Here is a 17,890-nt window from a genome sequence, read left to right on the forward strand (position 1 = left end):
CCTCACCCCATCAAGGCCTCCAGTCCTTCCACCGCCCCCATGCGCAGGCTCGAGCTGGCCAGGGAAGAGAGCGGGGTGGGCTCGGGGTTGATTTCCACGATGTAGGCTCCAGAGTACGCAGCCAAGCGCCCTAAGCCTGCTGCGGGTTCCACCTCACCGCTGGTGCCGAGGATCAGGGCCACCTCACAACCCCTGAAGGCCTGTTCGGCAGTCTCGAAGGCCCCAGGGGGCAGGCGTTCGCCAAACCACACCACATCGGGGCGGGCTCTGGCCCCACACCTGGGGCATTGGGGCGGTGGGGTGAAGGCTTCCGGCGCCGGCAGGGCGAAGCGATGCCCGCAGACCTCGCAGCGACCCTGGGTGAGGTTGCCGTGCAGCTCGACCAAGCGCTGCGAACCGGCCCTGGCGTGCAGCCCGTCCACGTTCTGGGTGACCAGCAGGAAATCCTCCCCCACCCGGTGCTCCAGCTCCACCAACCGGAGATGGGCTGGGTTGGGCTGAGCCTGGCAGACCTGCTGGTAGCGCCAGGCATACCACCCCCAGACCTTCTGTGGATCTCGAGCATAGGCCTGTGGGGAGGCGTATTCTTCAGGGTTGAAGCCCCGCCACAAGCCCGCGGCATCTCGAAAGGTGGGGATGCCCGAGGGCTTGGAAACCCCAGCCCCGGTCAGAACGGCAATTCGCTGAGCCTGGTTTAGGCGGGCTCGAGCCTCTTTCCAAGCATGCATCAGCCTTTAGTGTATCAGCCGTGGAGGCAGGTAAGATGGTCTGGAACGGAGGCTCTGGCCAGAGCCTTCCCCAGGAGGATGGGCGGTGCGGCTGTATACCTCGGAAGCCATGCGGGCGGCAGATGCCAGGGCGGTGGGCCTGGGGTATCCCAGCCTGCTGTTGATGGAGGCGGCAGGGCGGGCGGTGGCTGAGGTTGTGGCAAGGGCTTATCCGAGCCCAAAAATCGTCGTGCTGTGTGGTAAGGGCAACAACGGCGGGGATGGGTTGGTGGCGGCCCGTTGGCTGAGGCTGTGGGGACGGGAGGTAGAGGTTTATGCGGCGGCTGGGCAGGAAGGGGATGCTGGCCTGGCCCGGTCGGCCCTCGAGGCCCACGGGCTGAAGATCCAACCCCTGGAGGCCTGGGCCCCTGAGCCGGGGAGCCTCCTGGTGGATGCCCTGTTCGGGACCGGACTGAGGGGCCGGCTCGAGGGGTTCTGGGCCAGTTTGGTAGCCCAGATTAGGGCCTCTGGGCTTCCTACGGTGGCGGTAGACCTTCCCTCTGGACTCCCCTATGAACCCCACCTGGAAGCCGAACTCACCGTGGCCCTAGCCGGGCTCAAGACCGAGCACCTGTTCTACCCGGCTCGGTCCGCCTGTGGGCGAGTGGTGCTGGTCCCTATCGGAATGCCGGAGCCGGCTTTGGTCAGCCCGGCCCTGCCGGAGTTGCTCACCCCCGACGGGATGCGCCGACTGCTCCCGCGGCGGCCCGGAAACGCCAATAAGGGCTCGGTGGGGCGGGTGCTGGTGGTTGGGGGACAGGCCATCTATACCGGTGCCCCAACCCTCACCGCCCTGGCAGCGGCCCGCAGCGGGGCTGGATTGGTAACCGTGGCCTACCCGGCGGGTAGCGCGGTACAGCCCCCCTTGGAGGCCATTCGCAAACCTCTCCAGGACTGGAGTGGGGAAGGGCTCCAGGGGGCCAAGGCCGAGGCGGTGGCGGTGGGGATGGGAACCGGGCCAGAAGGGGTGGCTGCTGCGAGGGCTGCCCTCGAGCTGGGCCTGCCCACCCTCGTTGACGCCGATGCCCTGCAAGTCGAGGTGATAGACGCCTATCTTCAAGCTCGGCTTCCCACGGTCATCACCCCGCATCCCGGCGAGGCCGGGCGCCTGTTGGGTCGCTCTGCCGCAGAGGTAGCCCAGCAGCCCCTCGAGTCTGCCGCCCTTTTGGCCCGCCGTTTTCCGGGCGCAGCGGTGGTACTCAAGGGCGGCCCCACCGTGATGGCGCTTTCCCCGGTGCCTGACTCAGCTCCGGTGCTTGCGGTCAACACCACGGGAAACGCCGCGATGGCCTCAGGTGGGATGGGGGATGTGCTTTCAGGGATCATCGCGGCCTATCTGGCGGCTGGGCTCGAGCCCTGGGATGCGGCCCGGCTAGGGGTATACCTGCACGGCCTGAGCGGGGACCTCATCGGCAAGGTGGGGATGCTGGCCCATGAGGTCGCCGAGGGCCTTCCTGAAGCGGTATGGCGGCTCTCCAAGGGGAGGGTGCGGGGGTTTTGGGCACAGGAGCCCGAGGCGGATGAGGCCCCATGATAGACTGCAGGGGAAAGGCACACCCCATTTCGGCCCACGCTCCGGATATGACCCTGCGCCGTACCGATCGCATCCGCCCCGATGCTGGATCTGTTGGGGGGGGTGGGCATGGCTGAGGGGTTGCTGGAGCTGCTCTCTCCAGCGGTCTGGGTTTCGCTGCTCCAGCAGTGGCCGCAGGGGGAAGCGGTGGCCGCGGGTATGCTCCGCAGCCTCCTAATCGCTTCAGGAGAGGAGCTCCCGAGTGGGTCGGGGTTTTCAGGCTATGCGCGGGTACACTTCAATGACCGCTTGGGGTGGCTGGCGTTTCGCCAGGGAAAGCTGCTCGAGGCCTGGAGCGAGGCCGAGGGCCGGTGCGTGGCGGGGCTCGAGGCCTACCGGGCTTTGCAGGAGGGGCTCGAGCGGGGAGACCCTTCCTTGTACCGACTGACCCCGGAAGTCATCCTGCCCCTCTTGGCCCTGACTCGTGGCAGCCTGCGGGCGGCGGGCATCCCTGCCGCCAGCGTGATCGCAGGAGATTTGTTCGCCTCTTTGGGTCAGGAGGGGTTTGGGGGGGCTTTGATCTTGGAGGATGCCCCAGGGAGCCTCGAGCCGCCCCTCCCACGGCTTACCGAAGGGGCCTCTGGACAGGCCTGGTATTTTATCGGTGGGCAGGTGCTGTTTGGCGCGGAGGTTCCTCCGGGGTTTAGCCGAGGCCGTTTGTACCTGGTCCAGATGCCTCTCAAAGAGCCCCCTGACCTGCGCGAGGCGTTGGCTCAAGCCGAACACCAGGGGCGGGCCAAGCAGCTAGAAGCCCTATGGGGTGCGGCAGGGATTGTGCTGCGCGAGTATATGGGTCGAGGGGCGGCCTCGGCCCTGGATCGGCTGCGCCGGAGTCACCCAGGAGAAGACCCTGCGGCGCTGAGCTTGGCCCTGCGGCATTGGTTCGAGAACAGCCTCGAGCCCAACGCCGCTCGGATGTTCGACCGTTTGGTGAAAGGCTGACGATGCTCGCTAAGAGGCTTCCCACCCTGTTCATCCTGTTCGCCTTGCTCTGGCTGCTCGGGCTGCTCATGCATAACCTCTTGCGCAGCTTTGCCGAGGGGCTTTTTAACTTCTTAGGGGCCTGGGCTTTATGGAGCATTGCCCATCGCTCCCCCACCCTCTTGCGGCGGGTTTTGATTGGACTGGCCTTGGGGTTGCTGTTTCTGGGGGTGGGGGATTTGCTCTATACCTGGGGGCTGGCCGGAGCGGATACCGATGCACTGCGGCAGCCGATCTATATCGTAGGTGTGCTGCTCTTCTTGTCCATGGGTACGCTCTTGCCCTTTGGTATGGAGCGACAGGGGCTTTATCCGGAGGGGTTTACCCTCCGGGCCTTGCTGCTCTCGCTGTTGGGTGGGGGGGTGCTAACCGGGCTCAGCTACTGGATTCGACCGCTCTCGTCGGTGGAGCTGCTCTATGCGGGGGCGGCGTTTTACCTCACCCTAGCCTTTGTGCAGCAGGCCTGGATTCTGGCGGGTGGGCGGATCGGTCGGGCGCTACAGGGGGTAGTCTGGGCGCTGGTGCTGGGCAGTCTGGGCCGCATTGTGACGGTGTTGGTGGTCAGCTCTAGCGCCAACTGGTCGGTGGTGATCTACGATGTCTTGTGGATTTCCGCCATGGGTGCGCTGGTTTGGAGCGCCTACCGCCGCTGGGCATCGGATTCGTAGGCCCAGCCGAAGCGGAGCGATCCAGCAGGGTGAGCACCTGATTTGCACCTGACCCGGAGTCGGCAGACGGTATGATGGGGGGCATGAACGGCGGGGAGCACAGCTCTTCTTTGGTCGTGCAGGTGCAGGTCCCCGCGACCTTGGCCAACCTTGGCTCTGGGTTTGATGCGCTGGGCGTGGCCCTGGACCTGTATTTAGAGGTTACGGCCCGGCCTGCCCTATCGGATGCGTTTAGCTATACAGGGGAGGGCTGGGTAGAGGCCACCCCCGATAACCTGATCCACCAGGGCTATCGCGCGGCCTGGGCGGCTCTGGGAAAGCCAGCCCCCCCGGTAGCGCTCGAGGTCCACAACCCCATCCCGCTGGCTCGAGGCATGGGGAGCAGCTCCGCGGCCTTGGTGGCCGGGGCCGCTGTAGCGGATGCCCTCTCTGGGGGTGGGCTGGGCAAAGACGGGGTGTTCCGGGTCACCGCGGCCCTGGAAGGCCACCCCGATAATGTGGCGCCGGCGGTATATGGAGGCTTTGTGGCGGCCCTGGCCGAGCCCCCCCTGGCCCTGCCGCTGCCCTGGCCTCAGGGGGTGCTGTTTGTGCTGGGGATCCCGGCCTACGAGGTGCCCACGGCCTTGGCCCGGGCCGCGCTGCCCCAGGTGGTTTCGCTGGCGGATGCCAGCTTCAACCTGGCCCGCAGTGCGCTCTGGCCAGCGGCCCTTTACTCCGGTCGGCTCGAGGCCCTGCGTGAGGCGGCGCGGGACCGGCTGCACCAGGGTCAACGGGCCCACCTGATGCCGGGGATGGAGGGGGCGCTCGAGGCGGCCTATGCCGCCGGGGCCCTGGCCGCGTTTGTTGGGGGGGCGGGTCCTACCCTGGCCGCGCTGGCCAAGCCGGAGGCGGTGGAGGCGGTGCGGCGGGGATTTGCCTCCTATGTGGGCGAGGGGCGTACCCTGGTACTCAAAGCGGGGAGAGGATATACGTGGAAGGAAGTTTTGACACCCGCTCCTTGAGCGATGTGCTCGAGGTGATTCACTCCCAACGCTGGTCGGGCCGGTTGCGCTTGGAAGAGTGGGTACACCTTCCGGATACCGCCCAGGCTGTCCAACTGCCGCTGGAGCTGCGCATCCGAGAGGGGGAGCTTGCGGGTGGAAGCATCCTTGACTGGGAGGGGCTCGAGGCCATCAGCACATTTCCCCTGCACCTCAAGCAGGGGCGTTATGCCTTTACCCAAGGGGTCGAGCCCAGTGCACCGCTGATGCCGTTCAAGCCTCTGCTGGATGAGTGGGCCCGCATGAACGATCAATGGGCGCGTTTTCGTACCCTGCTCGACTCACCGAGCCGGGTGCTGGAAACCCCAAGGCCGCTTCAGCCTTACGCCATCTTCGTGGGGGGTAAAAGCGTTCGAGCCGCGGCTAAGGCCTGGAAGGTTCCCCTGATCATCGCAGCGGAGCGGGCCTGGCGCGGATTGCGCGAGGGGGATCTGAGCAAGATGCGCAAGTATGCCTGGTATGGGTTGCGCATTCGCCATCCCGAGGCAGATCGCGAAAGCCGCCGGCATAGCCTGGTCTCGCGCCTGGACGGCACCCGCAACCTAGGTGAGCTGATCCAAAGCGGTGTCCCTATCGAGGAGGTTCGCCGGTACTTGATCGAGGAAATTTTGGCGGGCCGCCTAAATGTGCTGGGCAAAGGTTGGATTCTGCGCGACCTGTTGTGGGAAGCCGAGGGGGTGGCCCACCCTCGACCCTGAAGAGGGCAGGGTAGACTGAGGGCCGATGTACGCCATCCCACCCCCCTATACCCCGCGTCAAGCCCTGGCCCTGGGGGTTCTGCGGCTTCTGGGCTGGAGGGCGGTGATGGCCCCACCGCCGGGGCGAAAGTTCATACTGGTGGGGTATCCCCATACCTCAAACTGGGATTTCCCGTATGCCGTGCTGTGGGCCTGGGCTTCGGGAACGCGCTTTCGTTGGGTGGGCAAGAAGGAGCTATTCCCCCCGGTGCTGGGGGCGGTGATGCGTTGGCTGGGGGGTATTCCAGTAGACCGCAGCAAGCGCGGCGGGGATTTCGTGCGGCAGGTGGCCCGGTTGTTTGAGCGCTACGATAGTCTGTGGGTGGTGGTTGCGGTGGACGGAACCCGCAGCCGGGCAGAGTACTGGCGGACGGGGTTTTATTACATGGCCTTGGAGGCTGGGGTGCCGTTGGCTCTGGCCTATATTGACTACCCTCGCAGGGAGGTGGGGATTGGGGGCTACTTCATGCCCACCGGCGACCTCGAGGCCGATTTCGAGCATCTCAAAGCCTTTTTCTCCGACAAGGTCGGGAAGAACCCCGGGCAGCAAACCCCGATTCGCCTCAAGCCCAAAGATGGGCTAGGGGCTTGATCTGGGCCAATTCCTGTTTCAGAGGCCAAGGGGGCCCTTAGGCTCAGGGACAAGTTGCCCCAGGGCTTGGTCTACACTAAAAGCGTCAGGAACCTCGAGTTGCCCGGAGGCACGTTGCTTGAGGTAGTAAATCATGGGCTTGGAGGTGGATATGTATACGCGGATTCTGCTTCCTCTGGATGGCTCTCCCCCCAGCGAGCACGCGGCAGGGGTGGGGTTGGCCCTGGCCGCCCGGCTCAAGGCGGAGGTGGTGTTGCTCCAGGTGCTCGAGCCCCACCGCTTTCAGGAACTGCGCGACCACACCGAAGCCTTGGCCCAGGCCCGTACGGTAGGCCAAGCCCTGCTCGAGCATTGGCACAAAGAGGCCCGGCGCCGCCACATCCCCACAGTCCAGCGCTTGGAAGAGCAGCGCGATATTGCCCAGGCCATCCTGCAGACCGCCTTGGAACAGCGCTGCGATCTGGTGATACTGGGCACCCACGGCCGTACCGGTCTGCCTCGGGTGCTGTTGGGGAGCGTGGCCGAGCGGGTGGCCCGGCTCTCGCCCCTGCCGGTGCTGCTGGTCCGCGGGGAGGGCCCCGAGAAAGCCCCGGAGTTCAAGCGCATTCTGGTGGCCCTGGACGGCAGCGAGTTTTCTCAGGAAGCCCTGCGTCATGCGGATGCCCTGGCTGGCAAGATTGGGGCCCGGTTGTCGCTGGTGCACGTGGTCCCCGACATCACCCAGATGCTCGCGGGATCGGGTCGGGCCTGGATGTATGCCAACCGCGGAGCCTTGCAGGCCCAGCTCGAGGCGGAGCAGAAGCGCCTTCGGGAGCAAGGCCAGTTCATTTTGAAAGAGGCCCAGCAGCAGTGCACCCACTGCGACAAGCTCCATCCGATTCTGCAGGAGGCTCACCGCTATCACATCAGCGAGCGAATCTGCCGGGTGGCTGAGGCGGAACGAGCAGACCTGATCGTGCTGGGCACCCACGGGCTTTCGGGGTGGCGCCAGTTTTTCCTGGGCAGCGTGGCCAACGAGGTGGCCCACCGGGCCAAGCAACCGGTGCTGCTGGTGCGCAAGCCTCAGAACGAACCGGACGAAGCGCACCTGCCCGCACCAGGAAAGTAGTCCTTTTGTGAGGAGGCGTTATGTACAACCGGATTCTAATCCCCACCGACGGCAGCGGCTGCAGTGAGGTTGCCGCCCAACTGGGCCTCGAGCTGGCCTCGCGCCTAAAGGCCGAGGTTACTGCCTTGTATGCCCTCGAGCCCCTCACCAACGTGGTGATGACCCCGGCCAGCGTTCGGTATTACGTGGACCTGGAACGGGACTTGGAACTGGCTGGCCGGCAGGCCCTGGCCAAGATTAAAGAGTGGGCCCAAGCGGCTGGAGTGACCTGCCACATTCAAGAGGGCAAAGGTCGGGCCGCAGAAGTCATCCTCGAGCTTGCCCCAAACCACGACCTGATCGTGATGGGGACTCACGGTTATAGCGGCCTGGACCGGTTTTTGCTGGGGAGCGTGGCCACCCGTGTTCTGCATAAGAGCCCCAAGCCGGTATTGGTGGTGCGGGAGGGGAACAAAGCGGGGGCGGTTCAGCAAATCCTGCTCCCCACCGACGGAAGCCAGCCCAGCCTGAAGGCCTTACACCACGGCCTCGAGCTGGCAAAGGTCCTGGGGGCAAGCGTAACCCTGCTCTACGCCCTCGAGGGGATGTATCACTACCTGGGCCCGGAAGCCACGCTCTATCCAGTGGACGATGGGCTCGAGGCCAGCTTCAAGGCGATCGGCCAGGAGGCTTTGGACCAGGCCATGGCCGCAGCGAAAGAGGCCGGGGTGCAAGCGCAGGCCAAGCTCACTGCGGGCAAGGCGGTGGATCGCATCGTAGAGGAGGCCAAAACCCACCACCTGGTGGTAATGGGTACCCACGGGCGTACCGGGCTGGATCGTTTGCTGCTCGGGTCGGTGACCGAAGGGGTGATCCGCCGCAGTGAAACCCCGGTGCTGGTGGTGCCTAAGGGCGTTGCAGATTGAAGCCAGAGCTCAGGCCAAACGGGTGACCGATTTGGCGGCCCACCCACCCCGGTGGGCCTGGATGGATAAGGGGATGCGGAGATGTCTCCGACCGGTACAGGGGGTTCTGAACAGAGGAGGCCTATGACCCCATGGCTCAGGGGCCTGAGTCAGGCTGAAGCGGAGCAAAAGCTGGCCCGACACGGCCCCAACCGTCTTCCCGAACCCCCCCCAGAGGCCTTATGGCGCAAGGGGTTGCGGCAGTTCCAGAGCCCACTCATCTACATTTTGCTGGTTGCGCTGGTGGTAGATCTGGCCCTATGGGGCTTCGAAGGAGGACATGGCGTCCCTTTTGAGTCCGTGGCCATCGGAATCATCCTGCTGTTCAATGCGGGGCTGGGGGTTTGGCAGGAGAACAAATCGGAAACCGCGCTGCGCAAGCTCAAACAACTCGCCACCCCTTTGGTCTGGACGGAGCGGGACGGGCGATGGCAACAAATCCCCAGCGATCTGCTGGTGCCGGGGGATCTGTTGCGGCTCGAGGCTGGCGACCGGGTACCGGCAGATGTGGTGTTGCTGGAGGGGAGCTCAGCGGTGGACGAGTCCGTGCTGACCGGCGAGAGCCTCCCGGTTGAAAAAGTGCCAGGCGACGAGCTCTACAGCGGTACCCTGTTGGTGCGCAATCGGATTTTTGCTCAGGTGGTGCGCACCGGTGAACACAGCGCCCTGGGCCGCTTGGCGGTGATGTTGGGTGAGGTACAGGCCGACCTCACCCCCTTGGAGCGCCGCTTACGGCGTTTCGGCCACCAGATCGCCCAGGTGGTTCTGGGGGTGGCCTTTCTGATGGCGCTGGGAGGGGTGCTGTTTGAGGGTTGGCACCGCTTGGACGAGGTGCTGTTGTTTGCGGTGGCCCTGGCGGTAGCGGCGGTGCCTGAGGGCTTGCCCGCGGTGCTGACCCTGACCCTTTCGCTGGGGGTCGAACGCATGGCGGGGCGCAAGGCGGTGGTGCGCAGGCTCGCGGCGGTGGAGGCGCTGGGCTCGGTGACGGTCATTGCGACCGATAAGACCGGCACCTTGACCGAAAACCGCATGGAGGTACAGGCCCTGGATAGCCCCGATCTTCCCGCAGCCTATCGGGTCTGCGCCCTGGCCAACGACGCCGACCATCAAGCCGGTGACCCGATGGATCTGGCCCTTCTGAGCTACCTTCGCAGCAAAGGACTTGACCCTGAAGAGCTGCGGGCTTGGTTTCCCCGCCGCACGGAGCGGCCCTTCGATAGCCAGCACCGGTTCATGCGGGTCACTGTAGACCAGGAGGGTCAGACCACCAGCTACCTCAAGGGTGCACCCGAGGTGCTGCTGGCCCGCTCGAGCCTGAGCCGGGCGGAGCTCGAGTCCTGGCAGGAAAAGGTCGCCGCCTATGCGGCGGAGGGGTACCGGGTGCTGGGGCTGGCCTGGGGTCGGGGAGAACGGGAGGAGGGCTTGCATTTTGCTGGGCTGGCCCTGTTCTGGGATCCACCCCGGCTCGAGGTCCCGGGGGCCATCCGGGAGGCTCAGGCCGCCGGCATCCGGGTGCTGATGGTGACCGGGGATCATCCCGCCACGGCCTTGGCCATTGCCCACCAGGTGGGTATTCCCGGCGAGCGGGTGCTCACCGGGGAAGATCTGGAAGACTTCGCCCCCGAAGCTCTGCAGGTGGCCCTAGCCGAGGTGAATGTCTTTGCGCGGATGCGACCCGAGCACAAACTGCGGCTGGTAGAGGCCCTCAAAGCCAGGGGCGAGATCGTAGCCATGACCGGGGATGGGGTCAATGATGCCCCTGCCCTCAAGCGCTCCGATGTGGGGGTGGCCATGGGACAGCGCGGATCGGACGTGAGCCGCGAGGTGGCCGATCTGGTTCTTCTGGACGATAACTTCGCCACCATCGTGGCTGCCGTTGAGGAAGGCCGCAGCATCTACGAAAACATCCAGAAGTTCGTCCGCTTTCTCTTCTCCACCAACGTGGCCTTGGTGCTCTTGGTGTTGCTGGGGCTGCTGGCCGCGGTGGTGCTGGGGCTGCGCGACGCGGCGGGAGCCTTCTTCGTGCCCCTTACGGCGGTGCAGCTCCTGTGGATCAACATTCTCGCCGATGGCCCTCCGGCCCTGGCGCTGGGGGTAGACCGCAACCCTGGGGTCATGCGCCAACAACCCCGTAGCCCCAGTGCCCCTTTGCTCGACGGGCCCTCACTGGCCTTCATCCTGATTACGGGAGCGGTCAAGGCCCTTTTGGGGGCTGCGCTGTTGGTGTTTTTGTTCCTACAGGGGGTTGGCCTCGAGACCGTGCGCAGCGGGGTTTTTCTCTATGAGTCGCTGGCCCAGCTGATCTTCGCCTATCCCTCCCGCAGCCTGCGCCTTCTGCCCCTACCCAACCGCTGGCTGGACTTGAGCATCTGGGGTGCGGTGGGGCTGATGGTCCTGATCTTTGTGCTGCCGCAGGGCCGGGTGTTGCTGGGGCTGGCCCCGCTCGGCCTCGAGCCAACCCTCTGGATCTTGGCGGCCACCTCCCTGACCTGGGCCACAGCCGCCTTGACCGCCCGCTGGTTGCGCCAACATTCCGCCTGAGGGTTTATACCTGCTGCTGGAGTCCTCCCGAAGGAGGTGCGGGTTTAGCCTTGCGGATTGAGGATGCCCTCGATCTTCTCGAGCGCTTCCTGCGGCAGGTCCACTCCGGCTGCCCCCAGGCTCTCCCGGATTTGTTCGGGTTTGGTGGCCCCGGTGATCGCACTGCTGACGCCCTTTTGCCGCAGCACCCAGGCCAGGGCCAGCTGGGTGCGGGTCAGGCCCAGGCCATCGGCCACCTTTTTCAGGGCCTTAACCTTTTTGCTGTTCTCCTCGGTCAGGTAGCGGTTGCCAAACTGGGGCAGCCGGTCAAAGCGACTGCCCTTGGGGATGCCCTTATCATAGCGCCCGGTGAGCATGCCCTGGGCCAAGGGGCTCCAGACCACCAAGCCCATCCCAGCCTGTTCGGTCTCAGGCAGGATTTCCTTCTCGACCCGCTCGTGATAGAGCATCGAGTACTGTGGCTGCTCCACCACCGGGGGGTGAAAGCCGTGGGCTCGGGCGAAGCTGACCGCCTCTACGATTCGTGGGGCCGGCCACTCCGAGGTGCCCCAGTAGAGGATCAGGCCCCGGTCAATCAGGCTGGACATGGTGGGGACCAGTTCCTCCATCGTGACCTCGGGGTCGTAGCGATGGCAGAAGTACAGGTCTACGTAGTCGGTGCCCATACGCTTGAGGCTTTTGCCGATGCTCTCGAGGATGTGTTTGCGGCTCAGGCCCCGGTCGTTGGGATCGTCGGACATGGGCCAGAACAGCTTGGTGCTCATCACCAGGGTGTGGCGGGGGAATTCGGCCAGGGCTCGGCTCAAGACCTCCTCGCCCTGCCCTCGAGCGTACGCGTCGGCGTTGTCGAAGAAGTTAACCCCCCCTTCGTAGGCAATGCGCACGATCTTGCGGACCTGCTCCTGATCCTTGACCGAGTCGCCATAGGTGGTCCAAGCCCCCATGGAGATCTCCGAAACCTTGATTCCCCACTGGCCGAGTTTTCGATAGCGCATAGGCATAGGGTCCTCCGCTGCCTAGCTTACGCCGCGCGGCCCAGAACCTTTTGTGGGCTAGATAGCAGCCCAAATGACACTTGCACCGTATTTGCCTGTGGGAAAAGGAGCAAAATAGTATCACAGTGAATAGGGTGGGAAACTTATGGCCAACGAGACAACGATCCTCCTAGATGCGGTGAAGCAGGCCCTGGCCGAGGAGAAGGCTGTGGCCCTGGCTACGGTGGTGCGGGTGATTGGGTCGGCCTATCGACGCGAGGGGGCCAAGATGGTGGTGCGTGAGGATGGGGGCTCGGCCTGCATGATCTCGGGGGGGTGCCTCGAGCAGGAAATGATCGAGATGGCCATGGGGATTCTGGCCAAAGGCCAGCCCAGCCGCGCCATTTTCGACTACAGCGAGGATAAAACCTGGTGGCCGGGCTGTGGCGGTACGGTAGAGGTGTGGGTGGAGCCCGTGCAGCCGGGCGATCTGCTGTACCGCTGGCTGGAAACCGGCTCAGAGGCCGAGCCCTCGGTGTTGGCTACGGTCCTTGGGGGCGGGGAGGGGCGGGTTTGGGTGCGCTCGGATGGTTCAGTGGAGGGCCAGATCGCCCCGTCTGAACTGCACCAGGCCACTGTGCGGGCTGCCAGGGGGATGCTGGCCGGGGGCTCGAGGCCGACCACCCGGTATGTCGGTGAGGCGGAGGTGTTTTTTGACCTCAGCACCCCGGTGCCCGAGCTGGTGCTCTTGGGCGCAGGGCACGACGCCAAACCGATGGCCAATCAGGCCCTGGTGCTGGGGTTCCGGGTTACGGTGGTGGATGCCCGGCCGGATCTGCTGGCCGGGTTTGAAGGGGTGCAGACCATTCAGGCCGCCCCTGAGGAGTACCCCCAGAAGGTGGTGCTTTCACCCCGCCAGAACGTGATTGTGATGAACCATCACCTGGACATTGACCGCAAGGCCCTGGAGCACGCGCTAAGGTCTCCAGCCCGCTATGTGGGGGTGCTGGGGCCGAGCAGCCGCTTGGAGAGGATCCTCGAGGCGGCCCGGCAGGAGGGATTTGTACCCACCCCGGAGCAAAGGGCCCGGATCCGCAACCCCATCGGCTTGGATATCGGGGCGGAAAGCCCGGAGGAGATCGCGGTGGCGGCCCTGGCCGAGATCCTGGCCCTGCGGAGGGGGTTTGCCGGGGGGTTCCTGAGCGAAAAAAGGCAAGGCATCCACGATGCGGTGGGGGCGGGGCTCGAGGCCCTGCGCTGAGGCTGTACGAAAGGGCTTTGGGCTGCTAGAATAAGAGGTCTGGGGGCGTTCCGGCTTCGACAGGGATGCTCAAAGGCCATACCGCGTGCCGAGGTTCCGGTGGCCTCGTAAAACACCGGAAAAGCCATAACTGGCAACAACAGCTACGCTCTCGCTGCTTAAGCCAGCGACGTTCTCCAGAAGCCCAGCCGATGGCGTGCTGGACGAACGACCTAAAGTCGGCTAGCCCAAAGTGAGGCTTCGTAGCCACGGGCGAATTCTAACGAGGCTCGGTCCGCAGCCCTTGTCGGTGGGGAACCTGCGGGCGACCTTAAAGCACCGACTACGCACGTAGAAGTGGGCTGGAGGGGTCTTTGGACAGGGGTTCGATTCCCCTCGCCTCCACCAAAGGAGAACCGGGCTGGGCCCGGTTCTTTTTTTGTTCACGCACTAATGCTTGACTGGGTTTTGAGGGGCCAAGGCTTCCCTCGAGCGCAGCAGCCGCAGCGAGTTGGCCGTTACCAGCGCGGTGGCCCCGGTGTCGGCCAGAACCGCCGGCCATAGCCCCGTAAGGCCAAGCAGGGTGGTAACCAGGAAAAGCCCTTTCAGCCCCAAAGCCAGGGCGATGTTTTGCACGATGATCCGCAGGGTATTTCGCGAGAGCCGGATCAGGCCGACCACCCCTTGCACGGAATTGTGCAGCAGGGCGGCGTCGGCGGCCTCGAGGGCCACCTCGGTACCGCTGCCCATGGCAATGCCCACGTCGGCTTGGGCCAGGGCCGGGGCATCGTTGATCCCGTCGCCCACCATGACCACCGTTCCCCTGGACTGGAGCTGAGCAATTCGCCTCAGCTTGTCCTCTGGCATCAGCTCGGCACTGGCCTCCAGCTCGAGTGTGGCCGCGATGCCCTTAGCGGCATGCGCGTTATCCCCGGTAAGCATCACGCTTCGCAGGCCCAAGGCGCTGAGCTCGGCCAGGGCGCGGGCTGCCTCGGGGCGGGGTTCGTCCCGAAGGGCAATCAATCCCAGCGGCTTAGGTGGGTTCATCAGCACCACCACGGTTTTCCCTTGGCGCTCGAGCCCCTCGATCTGGGCCGCGAGGGGTGCCTCCAGGGGGGCTAACTCGGCAGCATACCGAGGGGAGCCCACCGCCAGGGTACGCCCTTCAACCTGAGCGATGGCGGCTTTGCCCTTGATGGCTTGCCCGTTGGTGGACGGGGGGATGGGCCCCTGAGCCTCCTCCGCTTTTTCCCGAATCGCCCGGGCTAAAGGGTGGGCAGAACCTCCCTCCACCGCGGCCGCAAGGCGCAACACCTCGGCGGCGGGGAGCTCGAGCCCCAGCACATCCGTCACGGTGGGCTGGCCTAGGGTAAGGGTGCCGGTCTTATCAAAGACCACCGTCCTGGTCGAGGCCAGGGTCTCCAGCACAGCCCCCCCCTTGATCAGCAGGCCCTGCCGGGCCCCTGCCGAGATCGCCGAGGTAATGGCGGCGGGTACGCTCAGCACCAGCGCGCAGGGACACCCGATCAACAGCAAGGCCAGCCCCTTGTACAACCACTCATGCCAGGCCGCGCCCAAGAGCAGTGGCGGGACGACCGCCACGAGAAGGGCCACAAGAAGCACCCCAGGGGTGTAAAAGCGGCTGAAGCGATCGATCAGGCGTGCGGTCGGGGCTTTGGACTCCTGGGCTTCCTCCACCAGATGCAGGATGCGGGCCAGGGTGTTGTCTTGGGGGTTTCGGTCTACCCGCAGGGTGATCACTCCGTCGGTGTTGATGCTCCCGGCGTATACGGTTTGGCCAATACCCTTGCTCACCGGCAGGGACTCACCGGTGACCGCGGATTCATCGAAGGCCGAGTGGCCGCTGAGAATGGTCCCGTCCGCGGGAACCCGGCCCCCGGGTTCCACCTGCACCACCTGACCGATCCGCAGGCTCTCCGCCGGCACCTCCCGAACCTGCCCCCCTTCCACCCGCCAGGCGGTTTTGGGGGTGAGGCTGGCCAGGGCCTGGATGCCGGCTCGAGCCCGCTGGGCCGCAAGGCCCTCCAAAAGCTCCCCCACCGCGAACAAAAACACCACCACCGCAGACTCAGCCGCGGCCCCGATCAGAACGGCCCCCAGGGCCGCCACCGTGACCAAGGTGTTGATGCTGAAGGGGTTTCCCAGCCGGGCGGAGCCCCAGGCCCGAACCGCCAGCGGCTCGATCCCTACTAGGGTGGCCCCAATGTAGCCCCAATGGGCCAGGTGCGGCTCCACCCAGCCCAGGAGGAATGCCAGGCCCAGCAGGGCCCCGCTGCCCAGGACCAATCGGCCCTGGCGGGTCTTGAGCCCGAAGAGGGCAGCCTGGGGGGTGGGGGATGGGTTGGGGCTGCGCAGCCGGGGCTCATAGCCCAGGCGGCGAATGGCCGCCTCGAGGGCCTCGCGATGGGTGCGGGACTCGTCTAAGTCGAGCCGCAACAACTGGGTGCTAAAGGTCACACGCGGATTGAAGGCGCCGGGGGTGCGGCCCACCAAGGCCTCGATCTTCTGGGCACACTCGGCGCAGTCCATGCCCTCGATCAGATAGCACAGCTCAGAGGAGGAGGGGGTTGGGGTGACGCTCATGAGGACTCCTTTGATAACGCCAATTCAACATCTGAATACTCATTCAAATATCGCTCTCAGTGTAGCAGGAGTTTTCCCAAACACAAGGGGGCGCGGAGGCTATTCCCCGGCGTGCTCGAGGGCAAAATCGAGGATGGTGGCTACGTGTTCATCGCTCAGGCGGTAGAAGACCTGGCGGCTGGCTTTGCGCGGGGTGACCAGTTTGAGCCGGCGCAGCAGCCGGAGCTGATGGGAGACCGCCGATTCGCTCATGGCCACCGCTGCAGCTAGATCACCCACACACAGCTCGCCTGCGGCTCGCAGCGCTGATAGCAAGCGCATTCGGGTGGGGTCGGCGACGGCCTTGAGCAGCTTGGAGGCCTCGGCGATTAGGTAGGAGGGGGGTAGCCCGGCTCGAGCCCGCTCCACCGCGGCTGGATCGGTCACCTCAGAAGGGGCCATACCCCATGCTACCTTGCAGGGCGGCGGAGCCTTTTCACGTGGCTCAGCCGGTAGGGGCTAGGCTAGAAGGGTGCCCCTTCTGCGTGGCCTAACCCTGGTGCTGCTCCTGCTCTCGGTCTGGGGGCCCAGCCTGCCTTTAAAGCCGTTGCGCACGGTGGTGCTGCTTGATCAGAGCCCCTCAGATCGGGAGGCTGTGTGGAAGATCGCCCCCCAGCTCGAGCGGCCCCACGCCCGCTATATCGCCTTTGCTACCTTCGCCGACACGGTATCCACAGCGACCGCCCGCCGCCTGGATCTGGGCCAGGGAACCCGCCTTACCCCAGCCCTGCGCCAAGCGGAAGCGCTCCACCCCGACCGCATTCTGCTGGTCTCAGATGGGCTGTTCCAAGATCAACCCTCGCCCCCGTCGGTGCCCCTGTATGGGCTGTACCAGCCCCCCAGCCCGCACCTCTCGCTCAGCCTGGTTCCCCCTGCCCTGCCCAGCAAGGGCGAGCGGGTGGAGGTGCGAGCCCTGGTGGAATCCACCGCGACCACCCCGGCCAAGCTCGTGCTGGATGGGCCCAGTGGGCGGGTTGTGCGCACCCTCTCGCTACTGCCGGGGCGCTCGAGCAGCGGATACCGCTTCACGCTGGAGGATACCGCCTTAGTCACCGCCCGCCTCGAGAGCCCGCTGGGAACCCAGGAGGCCCGCCTCGAGCTCTCCCCAGCGGGCCGCACCCAGGTTTGGGTGTTGGGGGATGCGGCCCTGGCCCGATTGCTCACCGCGCAGGGCTTTGCGGTGGAAACCCCGGCCCACCTGAGCCTGCCGATCCGGGCTCAGGTGGTGGCGCTGGGGTTGGGGGCGCGGGATCTCTCCGCGGGGGAGCTTGATGCTCTCCAGAGCTTTCTGCAGGGGGGCGGGAGCCTGCTCTGGACCGCCACCCCCAAAGGGCTCTTTTTTGGCGGATGGGAGCGCACCAACCTGGCCGAGGCCATTCCCCTCAAGCCAGTGGAGGAACCCGGTGGGGTGGGGATGGTGTTGGTGCTGGATGTCTCCGGGAGCATGGCCGATGCGGACAAGCTGGGGTTGGCGGTGGAGGGGGCTTTGGAGCTGATTCGCTCGGCTCGAGCCCAGGACTATGTGGGGGTGGTGACCTTTTCCTCGAGCGCGCGCTGGTTGTTCAAGCCCCGCCCCATGACCGAGCAAGGCCGCAAGGAGGCCGAGAGCCTGTTGATGGCGGCGACGGCCGGCGGTGGAACCCGCATGGGGGAGGCCTATGCCGAGGCGGTGCAGGCTTTGGCCAACACCCCCACCCAGTCCAAACAGATCCTGGTGCTCACCGATGGGTTGCTGTCGGACAACCCCACCCCCATCCTGCAAGCGGCCCAGAAGGCCACCCCAGCCATCCAGACCAGCGCTGTGGCCTTGGGGGCCGATGCGGACCGCAGTTTTCTGCGCGCCCTGGCCAATGGTGGGGGAGGGGCGTTCTGGGATGTGCCCAGCCCTCAGGACCTGCCCCGCTTTTTCCTCGAGGAAGCCCAGCGGGCCTTCCGGCGCAAAACCCTGGAAGGGCGTTTCCCCCTGGCCGTACGGCCCCATCCCGTTACCCGTGGGCTCGACCCACCCCCCCTCTCGGTGCTGTTGCCGGCGCAGTCCCAGGCCTGGGCTCAGCCCCTTTTGACCTCAGGGCAGAACGTGGT

General features: G+C 65.5%; 15 protein-coding genes, 1 other RNA gene and 1 pseudogene. 13 read left to right on the forward strand and 4 right to left on the reverse strand.

Features of this window, described 5'->3' with window-relative positions; genetic code table 11:
* Positions 1 to 2: 2 nt before the first annotated feature.
* Complete coding sequence (locus Mgrana_RS12680) at positions 3 to 728, reverse strand: SIR2 family NAD-dependent protein deacylase (RefSeq protein ID WP_119357973.1); 726 nt, start codon at positions 726 to 728, stop codon at positions 3 to 5.
* Between the two features lie 85 nt (positions 729 to 813).
* Here Mgrana_RS12680 and Mgrana_RS12685 point away from each other — a divergent pair, with 85 nt between their 5' ends.
* The 10 genes and pseudogenes from Mgrana_RS12685 to Mgrana_RS12725 all read left to right on the forward strand — a co-directional run bounded on the left by Mgrana_RS12685 (position 814) and on the right by Mgrana_RS12725 (position 10,951).
* Positions 814 to 2,301 (forward strand): NAD(P)H-hydrate dehydratase, encoded by a 1,488-nt coding sequence (locus Mgrana_RS12685; protein ID WP_119357974.1) that lies wholly within the window; start codon positions 814 to 816, stop codon positions 2,299 to 2,301.
* Between the two features lie 81 nt (positions 2,302 to 2,382).
* Positions 2,383 to 3,282, forward strand: a complete 900-nt coding sequence (locus Mgrana_RS12690; protein ID WP_119357975.1) for a hypothetical protein — start codon at positions 2,383 to 2,385, stop codon at positions 3,280 to 3,282.
* A gap of 2 nt (positions 3,283 to 3,284) precedes the next feature.
* Positions 3,285 to 3,989 carry a hypothetical protein gene (locus Mgrana_RS12695; RefSeq protein ID WP_119357976.1) on the forward strand — a complete coding sequence of 235 codons (705 nt, stop codon included), beginning with the start codon at positions 3,285 to 3,287 and terminating at the stop codon, positions 3,987 to 3,989.
* 83 nt (positions 3,990 to 4,072) lie between these two features.
* The gene (gene thrB / locus Mgrana_RS12700; RefSeq protein ID WP_119357977.1) at positions 4,073 to 4,990 is read left to right on the forward strand and encodes a homoserine kinase; all 918 of its coding nucleotides are present in this window, start codon (positions 4,073 to 4,075) and stop codon (positions 4,988 to 4,990) included.
* A complete protein-coding gene (locus Mgrana_RS12705) occupies positions 4,960 to 5,727 on the forward strand; it encodes a DUF4388 domain-containing protein (RefSeq protein WP_119357986.1) in 768 nt (255 codons plus the stop codon). Before thrB ends, Mgrana_RS12705 begins: the two co-directional genes overlap by 31 nt.
* Positions 5,728 to 5,752: 25 nt before the next feature.
* Complete coding sequence (locus tag Mgrana_RS12710) at positions 5,753 to 6,358, forward strand: lysophospholipid acyltransferase family protein (protein ID WP_119357978.1); 606 nt, start codon at positions 5,753 to 5,755, stop codon at positions 6,356 to 6,358.
* Positions 6,359 to 6,509: 151 nt separating this feature from the next.
* Complete coding sequence (locus Mgrana_RS12715) at positions 6,510 to 7,466, forward strand: universal stress protein (RefSeq protein ID WP_119357987.1); 957 nt, start codon at positions 6,510 to 6,512, stop codon at positions 7,464 to 7,466.
* Between the two features lie 20 nt (positions 7,467 to 7,486).
* Positions 7,487 to 7,897 (forward strand): annotated as a pseudogene (locus tag Mgrana_RS17145) (universal stress protein); the annotation flags it as partial.
* Positions 7,898 to 7,903: 6 nt separating this feature from the next.
* On the forward strand, positions 7,904 to 8,371 hold the full coding sequence (locus Mgrana_RS12720; protein ID WP_240631367.1) for a universal stress protein: 468 nt from the start codon (positions 7,904 to 7,906) through the stop codon (positions 8,369 to 8,371).
* Positions 8,372 to 8,494: 123 nt separating this feature from the next.
* A complete protein-coding gene (locus Mgrana_RS12725) occupies positions 8,495 to 10,951 on the forward strand; it encodes a cation-translocating P-type ATPase (RefSeq protein WP_119357979.1) in 2,457 nt (818 codons plus the stop codon).
* Positions 10,952 to 10,995: 44 nt separating this feature from the next.
* Here Mgrana_RS12725 and Mgrana_RS12730 read toward each other — a convergent pair whose 3' ends face one another.
* A complete protein-coding gene (locus Mgrana_RS12730; protein WP_119357980.1) occupies positions 10,996 to 11,946 on the reverse strand; it encodes an aldo/keto reductase family protein in 951 nt (316 codons plus the stop codon).
* A gap of 145 nt (positions 11,947 to 12,091) precedes the next feature.
* Between Mgrana_RS12730 and Mgrana_RS12735 the strand changes: the two genes are divergently transcribed.
* The gene (locus tag Mgrana_RS12735) at positions 12,092 to 13,186 is read left to right on the forward strand and encodes an XdhC family protein (RefSeq protein WP_119357981.1); all 1,095 of its coding nucleotides are present in this window, start codon (positions 12,092 to 12,094) and stop codon (positions 13,184 to 13,186) included.
* A 41-nt stretch (positions 13,187 to 13,227) separates the two neighbouring features.
* Positions 13,228 to 13,573: a transfer-messenger RNA gene (ssrA, locus tag Mgrana_RS12740) on the forward strand.
* Positions 13,574 to 13,615: 42 nt separating this feature from the next.
* Here the strand turns inward: ssrA and Mgrana_RS12745 are convergent.
* Positions 13,616 to 15,769, reverse strand: coding sequence for a heavy metal translocating P-type ATPase (locus tag Mgrana_RS12745; RefSeq protein ID WP_119357982.1), 2,154 nt, complete (start codon positions 15,767 to 15,769; stop codon positions 13,616 to 13,618).
* A gap of 99 nt (positions 15,770 to 15,868) precedes the next feature.
* The gene (locus tag Mgrana_RS12750; RefSeq protein WP_119357983.1) at positions 15,869 to 16,210 is read right to left on the reverse strand and encodes an ArsR/SmtB family transcription factor; all 342 of its coding nucleotides are present in this window, start codon (positions 16,208 to 16,210) and stop codon (positions 15,869 to 15,871) included.
* 70 nt (positions 16,211 to 16,280) lie between these two features.
* Here Mgrana_RS12750 and Mgrana_RS12755 point away from each other — a divergent pair.
* Positions 16,281 to 17,890, forward strand: a 1,610-nt coding sequence (locus Mgrana_RS12755; RefSeq protein WP_240631366.1) for a vWA domain-containing protein, incomplete at its 3' end; no start/stop codon positions are given.

This window comes from Meiothermus granaticius NBRC 107808, from assembly GCF_003574355.1.
Lineage (GTDB): Bacteria > Deinococcota > Deinococci > Deinococcales > Thermaceae > Meiothermus > Meiothermus granaticius.